At 70.4% G+C, this 6327-nt stretch carries 4 protein-coding genes; all 4 read left to right on the top strand.

What is annotated here, in order from left to right; translation table 11 throughout:
* Positions 1 to 395 precede the first annotated feature (395 nt).
* Entirely contained in the window at positions 396 to 1853 is a 1458-nt protein-coding gene (gene xdhA / locus Q0112_RS11620) for a xanthine dehydrogenase small subunit (protein WP_297975490.1), read from the top strand.
* An 11-nt stretch (positions 1854 to 1864) separates the two neighbouring features.
* A complete protein-coding gene (gene xdhB, locus Q0112_RS11615) occupies positions 1865 to 4177 on the top strand; it encodes a xanthine dehydrogenase molybdopterin binding subunit (RefSeq protein ID WP_297975492.1) in 2313 nt (770 codons plus the stop codon).
* Positions 4177 to 5013, top strand: coding sequence for a xanthine dehydrogenase accessory protein XdhC (xdhC, locus tag Q0112_RS11610; protein WP_297975488.1), 837 nt, complete (start codon positions 4177 to 4179; stop codon positions 5011 to 5013). Before xdhB ends, xdhC begins: the two co-directional genes overlap by 1 nt.
* Positions 5014 to 5029: 16 nt before the next feature.
* The coding region (locus Q0112_RS11605; RefSeq protein WP_297975486.1) for an NCS2 family permease at positions 5030 to 6327 on the top strand (1298 nt) is incomplete at its 3' end.

Here is a 6327-nt window from a genome sequence, read left to right as displayed (position 1 = left end):
GAGTCATTGTTCTCCCCGCCTGTTGGCGGGGCCCCTCGCCTGCTCGATAGGGTTTCATGCCAGTATGAAAGCCTTGGAAGGGCTTGTCCGTCGCGGTGGTCCGGGAGGGGCGCCGCGGGGGGCCGGCGGGGCGGGGATTATTTACGGTGCGTTGAAAGACATCAGCGACTGCCCGGCTTTTCTTGAACGTCGGCTCGGCGAAGAATGGGCGGCAAGAAAAGGCCGGAACGGCGCCGGGAGGATGAACGACATGCACTGCACGCCCTGTCTCCTCGTGCCGGCCGGCGCGGCGTCCTGCCGATATCTGTTGCCGCGTGGCGCGGTTCCGCTGTCTGATGGCGGCGTCGCGGCTTCTCCGGGCGCCCAGTGCGTTTCCTCGAACAAAGGAGTCGACCTTGACTAGAGTTCGGAACGAGATCCGCTTTATCCTGAACGAGCGCGAGGTCCATCTCACGCAGGTCCGTTCCTCCGATACCCTGCTCGATCATCTGCGGCTGTCGCAGCGGCTGCGCGGCACCAAGGAGGGTTGCGCCGAGGGCGACTGCGGCGCCTGCACGGTGCTGGTCGGGCGGCGCACGGCGGGGGGGCTCGTCTACGAGCCGGTCAACGCCTGCATCCGGCTGCTCGCCTCGGTCGATCTCTGCCACGTGGTGACGATCGAGCATCTGGCGAAGGGCGGCGAGCTGCATCCGGTGCAGCAGGCGATGGTCGACTTCCACGGCAGCCAGTGCGGCTTCTGCACGCCTGGGATCGTCATGTCGCTCTACGGGCTCTGGATGCGCAAGCCCGACGCCTCGGAGGGCGAGATCGAGACGGCGCTGCAGGGCAACCTCTGCCGCTGCACCGGCTACCAGCCGATCATCACCGCCGCGCGGGCGGCGGCGGCGGCCTCGCCCGGGGCCGATCCGCTGCTCGGCGAGCGCACCGCGGTGCTGGCGCGGCTCGCCGCGCTCGACGACGGCGCGCGGGTCGACATCCGGCAGGGCGAGGACCGGGTGATCCTGCCGGCCTCGGTCGACGATCTCGCCGCCGTGCTCGAGGAGGTCGAGAAGCCGACCATCGTCGCCGGCTCGACCGACGTCGGGCTCTGGATCACCAAGTTCATGCGCAATATCGCCCCCGCCGTCTTCATCGCCCATCTCGAGGAGCTGCACGGCATCGAGGTGACCCCCGAGGGGGTGCGGATCGGCGCCGGGGTCAGCTACGACGAGTTCCAGTCGGTGGTGGACCGGGAGTTCCCGCATCTCTCCGCCTACTGGCGGCGGATCGGCGGCTGGCAGGTGCGCGCCATGGGCACGGTCGGCGGCAACATCGCCAACGGCTCGCCGATCGGCGATACGCCGCCGGCGCTGATCGCGCTCGGCGCGACGGTGACGCTGCGGAAGGGGGCGGCGCGGCGCAGCCTGCCGCTCGAGGCCTTCTTCATCGCCTACGGCAAGCAGGACCGGGCGCCAGGCGAGTTCGTCGAGGAGATCTTCCTGCCGCGGCCGGCCCCGGACAGCCTCAACGCCGCCTACAAGATCACCAAGCGGCGCGACGAGGATATCTCGGCCGTCGCCTGCGGGCTGCAGGTGACGGTCGAGGCGGGCGTCGTCAGGGCGGTGCGGATCGCCTTCGGCGGCATGGCGGCGACGCCGAAGCGGGCGGCCGGGGCCGAGGCGGCGCTGGTCGGCAAGCCCTGGACCGAGGAGACGATCGCGGCGGCGCAGCAGGCGCTGGCCGAGGACTTCACCCCGCTGACTGACTGGCGCGCCTCGGCCGACTACCGGGCGCGGGTGGCGGGAAATCTGCTCCGGCGGTTCTATCTCGAAAGCAAGGGCCAGCCGGCGCAATTGGTGCGGGAGGTGGCGTGATGGCTTCGATGATGAGGATGGAGCCGGCGATCCGCGGCGGCGTGCACATGGCGCAGCGCCACGACTCGGCCCACAAGCATGTCACCGGCGAGGCGGAATATACCGACGACATCGTCGAGCCGGTCGGCACGCTGCACGCCTATCTCGGGCTCAGCGAGCGGGCGCATGCCGAGATCGTCGCGATGGATCTCGAGGCGGTGCGGGCGGCGCCGGGGGTGGTGGACGTCTTCACCGCCGCCGACATCCCGCACAACGACGTGAGCCCGGTCGGCAAGAACGACGATCCGGTGCTGGCCGCCGGCAAGGTCGAGTTCCTCGGCCAGCCGGTCTTCGCGGTGATCGCCGAGACGCGCGACGAGGCGCGGCGGGCGACCAAGCTCGCGAAGGTGGAGTACCGCGACCTGCCGCACGTCACCGACGTCGCCGAGGCGATCGAGGCCGGCTATCCGTTCGTGACCGATCCCTTGAAGCTCGAGCGGGGCGATGTCGCCGCGGCGATGGCGGCGGCGCCGCGCCGGCTGAAGGGGCGGATGCGGGTCGGCGGGCAGGACCATTTCTATCTCGAGGGGCATATCGCCTTCGCCCTGCCGGGCGAGGACGACGAGGTCACCGTCTATTCCTCGACCCAGCACCCGAGCGAGGTGCAGCACATGGTGGGGCACGTGCTCGGCGTGCCGTCGAACGCGGTCACCGTCATCGTGCGGCGCATGGGCGGCGGCTTCGGCGGCAAGGAGAGCCAGCCGAGCCTCTTCGCCGCCATCGTCGCGCTCGCCGCGAAGAAGTGGGGGCGGGCGGTGAAGATCCGTCCCGACCGCGACGACGACATGACCGCGACCGGCAAGCGGCACGACTTCCTCAACGAGTACGAGGTCGGCTTCGACGACGAGGGCCGGGTGCTGGCGGTCGACGCGAGCTTCGCGGCGCGCTGCGGCTTCTCGGCCGACCTCTCCGGGGCGGTGACCGACCGGGCGCTCTTCCATGCCGACAACGCCTATTACTATCCGGCGGTCCGGCTGGTCTCGAAGCCGATGAAGACCAACACGGTCTCCAACACCGCCTTCCGCGGGTTCGGCGGGCCGCAGGGGCTGATCATCGGCGAGCGGATCATGGAGGAGATCGCCTATGCGCTCGGCAAGGACCCGCTCGAGGTCCGGCGGGCCAACTTCTACGGCGGGCCGGGGCGCGACGTGACCCCCTACCACCAGACGGTGACCGACTCGATCATCGACAAGGTGGTGGACGAGCTCGTCGCCTCGTCGGACTATGCGGCGCGGCGCCGGGCGGTGCTGGACTGGAACGCGAAGGGCGGGGTGATCCGCAAGGGGATCGCGCTCTCGACGGTCAAGTTCGGCATCAGCTTCACCGCCACCTGGTACAACCAGGCGGGCGCCTTGGTGCATGTCTACAACGACGGGTCGATCCACCTGAACCACGGCGGCACCGAGATGGGGCAGGGCCTCAACACCAAGGTGGCGCAGGTGGTGGCGGACGTCTTCCAGGTCGACCTCGACCGGGTGAAGATCACCGCGACGACGACGGCGAAGGTGCCGAACACCTCGGCGACGGCGGCCTCCTCGGGGTCGGACCTGAACGGGATGGCGGCGCAGAACGCCGCCGAGCAGATCAAGGACCGGCTGGTCGACTTCGCCGCCGAGCAGCATTCGGTGGAGAAGGACCAGGTGGTCTTCGAGCCGAACATGATCCGGATCGGCAACCGGCGGGTGAGCTTCGACGAGCTGATCCGCGAGGCCTATCTCGGGCGGGTGCATCTGTCGGCGGCGGGCTTCTACAAGACGCCCGACATCCACTGGGACCGCGCGGCGGGCAAGGGGCGGCCCTTCTACTACTATGCCTACGGCGCGGCGGTTTCGGAGGTAAGCGTCGACACGCTGACCGGCGAGTATGTCGTCGACCGGGTGGACGTGCTGCACGACGTCGGGCGGTCGCTGAACCCGGCGGTCGACAAGGGGCAGGTCGAGGGCGCCTTCATCCAGGGGATGGGCTGGCTGACGACCGAGGAGCTCTGGTGGGACGACAAGGGGCGGCTCAGGACGCATGCGCCCTCGACCTACAAGATCCCGCTCGCCAGCGACCGGCCGGCGATCTTCAACGTGAAGCTCGCCGACTGGTCGGTGAACCGCGAGGCGACGATCCGCCGCTCGAAGGCGGTGGGCGAGCCGCCGTTCATGCTGCCGATCTCGGTGCTCGAGGCGCTGTCGATGGCGGTGGCGAGCGTCGCCGACTATCGCGAATGCCCGCGGCTCGACGCGCCGGCGACGCCGGAGCGGGTGCTGGCGGCGATCACCCGGCTGGGGGGCTGGTGATGGCCGTGCGGCGCGAGGCGGTGGAGGCGATGCTCGACCAGGGGCCGATGATGCTGGTCCGGGTCGAGACGGCGCGCGGCTCGACCCCGCGTGAGGTCGGGGCGTGGATGCTCGTCTCCGAGAAGCGGACGCTCGGCACCATCGGCGGCGGGCAGCTCGAGTATATCGCCATCGACGCGGCCCGGGCGCTGCTCGCCCGCGGCGGCATGCGGCAGCTGCTCGACGTGCCGCTCGGGCCGGAGATCGGCCAGTGCTGCGGCGGGCGCACCCGCATCACCATCGTGCGGGCCGAGGGGTCGACGCTCGACCGGCTGTTCGAGCAGGTGGAGCGGGAGCGCGCGGCGCTCCCCTCGGTCTATGTCCTCGGCGCCGGCCACGTCGGGCGGGCGCTGGCCGCGGCGCTGGCACTGCTGCCGGTGCGCCCGCTGCTCGTCGACGGGCGGGAGGAGGAGCTCTCGATGGGCCCGCAGGGCGTCGAGCGCGTCCTGACGCCGCTCCCCGAGGAGGTGGTGCGCCGGGCGCCCGCCGGCTCGGCCTTCGTGGTGCTGACCCACGACCATGCGCTCGACTTCCTGATCACCCGCGAGGCGCTGGCGCGCGGCGACGCCGCCTATGTCGGGATGATCGGGTCGAAGACCAAGCTCGTCTCCTTCCGGCGCTGGCTGGCCGGGGCGGGAGAGGTTCCGACCGACGCCCTCGTCTGCCCGATCGGGCGGGCGGGGCGGCCGGACAAGCGACCAGAAGTCATCGCCGCCTTCGTCGCGGCGGAGATCATGCAACGCATCGCGGCGTCGCAGGCGGGACCGGTCGAGGTCACCCGCGCCGACGCCGGCTAGGGAAGGACCCACAGGGATGGCACAGCAGAACTCGGCACCGACCGGTGCCCGGGGCGGCGTCGACGGCTTCTTCGGGCTGACCGAGAAGGGCACGAACGTGCGGACGGAGGTGATCGCGGGCATCACCACCTTCCTGACGATGGCCTACATCATCTTCGTGAACCCGCAGATCCTGGCGACGACCGGCATGGACCAGAGCGCCGTCTTCGTCGCCACCTGCCTCGCCGCCGCGCTCGGCTCGGCGATCATGGGCTTCTATGCCAACTGGCCGATCGCCATGGCGCCGGGCATGGGGCTGAACGCCTTCTTCGCCTTCACCGTGGTCGGCGCGCTCGGCTTCACCTGGCAGCAGGCGCTCGGGGCCGTCTTCATCTCGGGCTGCATCTTCCTCATCCTGACCGTCACCGGGGTGCGGCGCTGGCTGATCGCCGGCATCCCGCACTCGATGCGCAGCGCGGTCGCCGCCGGCATCGGCATGTTCCTCGGCATCATCGCGCTGAAGAACGCCGGGATCGTGGTGGCGAACGAGGCGACCTTCATCGCGCTCGGCGACATGATGCAGCCGGCGCCGATGCTGGCGATCCTCGGCTTCTTCCTGATCGCCGCGCTCGACTCGCTGAAGGTCAAGGGCTCGATCCTGATCGGCATCCTCGTCCTCACCGTCGTCGGCATGATCGTCGGGATCAACCAGTTCGGCGGGATCATGGACGTGCCGCCGTCGATCGCGCCGACCTTCCTGCAGCTCGACGTGATGGGCGCGATCGGGGTCGGCATCTTCCACGTCGTCCTCGTCTTCGTGCTGGTCGAGGTCTTCGACGCCACCGGCACGCTGATCGGCGTCGCCAAGCGGGCCGGGCTGCTGACCGAGGGCCCGGGGCACACCAACCCGCAGCTCGGCCGCGCGCTCCTCGCCGACTCTTCGGCGATCGTCGCGGGGTCCTTCCTCGGCACCTCCTCGACCACCGCCTACGTCGAGAGCGCCTCGGGCGTCGCGGCGGGTGGGCGCACCGGGCTGACCGCCATCGTCGTCGCCGTCCTCTTCCTGCTCGCGCTCTTCTTCGCGCCGCTCGCGGGCTCGGTGCCGGCCTTCGCCACCGCGCCGGCGCTGCTCTTCGTCGCCTGCCTGATGATGCGCGAGCTCACCGACATCGACTGGGACGACATCACCGAGGCGGCGCCGGCGGCGCTGACCGCGCTGATGATGCCCTTCACCTACTCGATCGCCAACGGCCTCGCCTTCGGCTTCATCAGCTACGCGCTGATCAAGGCGGGAACCGGGCGGGCGCGCGAGGTGCACCCGGCGACCTGGCTGGT

It is taken from the genome of uncultured Amaricoccus sp. (genome assembly GCF_937858865.1).
Taxonomy (GTDB): Bacteria; Pseudomonadota; Alphaproteobacteria; order Rhodobacterales; family Rhodobacteraceae; genus Amaricoccus.
This window is presented reverse-complemented; position numbering and strand designations above follow the sequence as displayed.

What these genes read in the sequence shown, in the direction of transcription:
- xdhB (WP_297975492.1), top strand. Translation starts at nt 1,865, where the DNA reads ATGAGGATGGAGCCGGCGATCCGCGGCGGCGTGCACATGGCGCAGCGC.
- xdhC (WP_297975488.1), top strand. Translation starts at nt 4,177, where the DNA reads ATGGCCGTGCGGCGCGAGGCGGTGGAGGCGATGCTCGACCAGGGGCCG.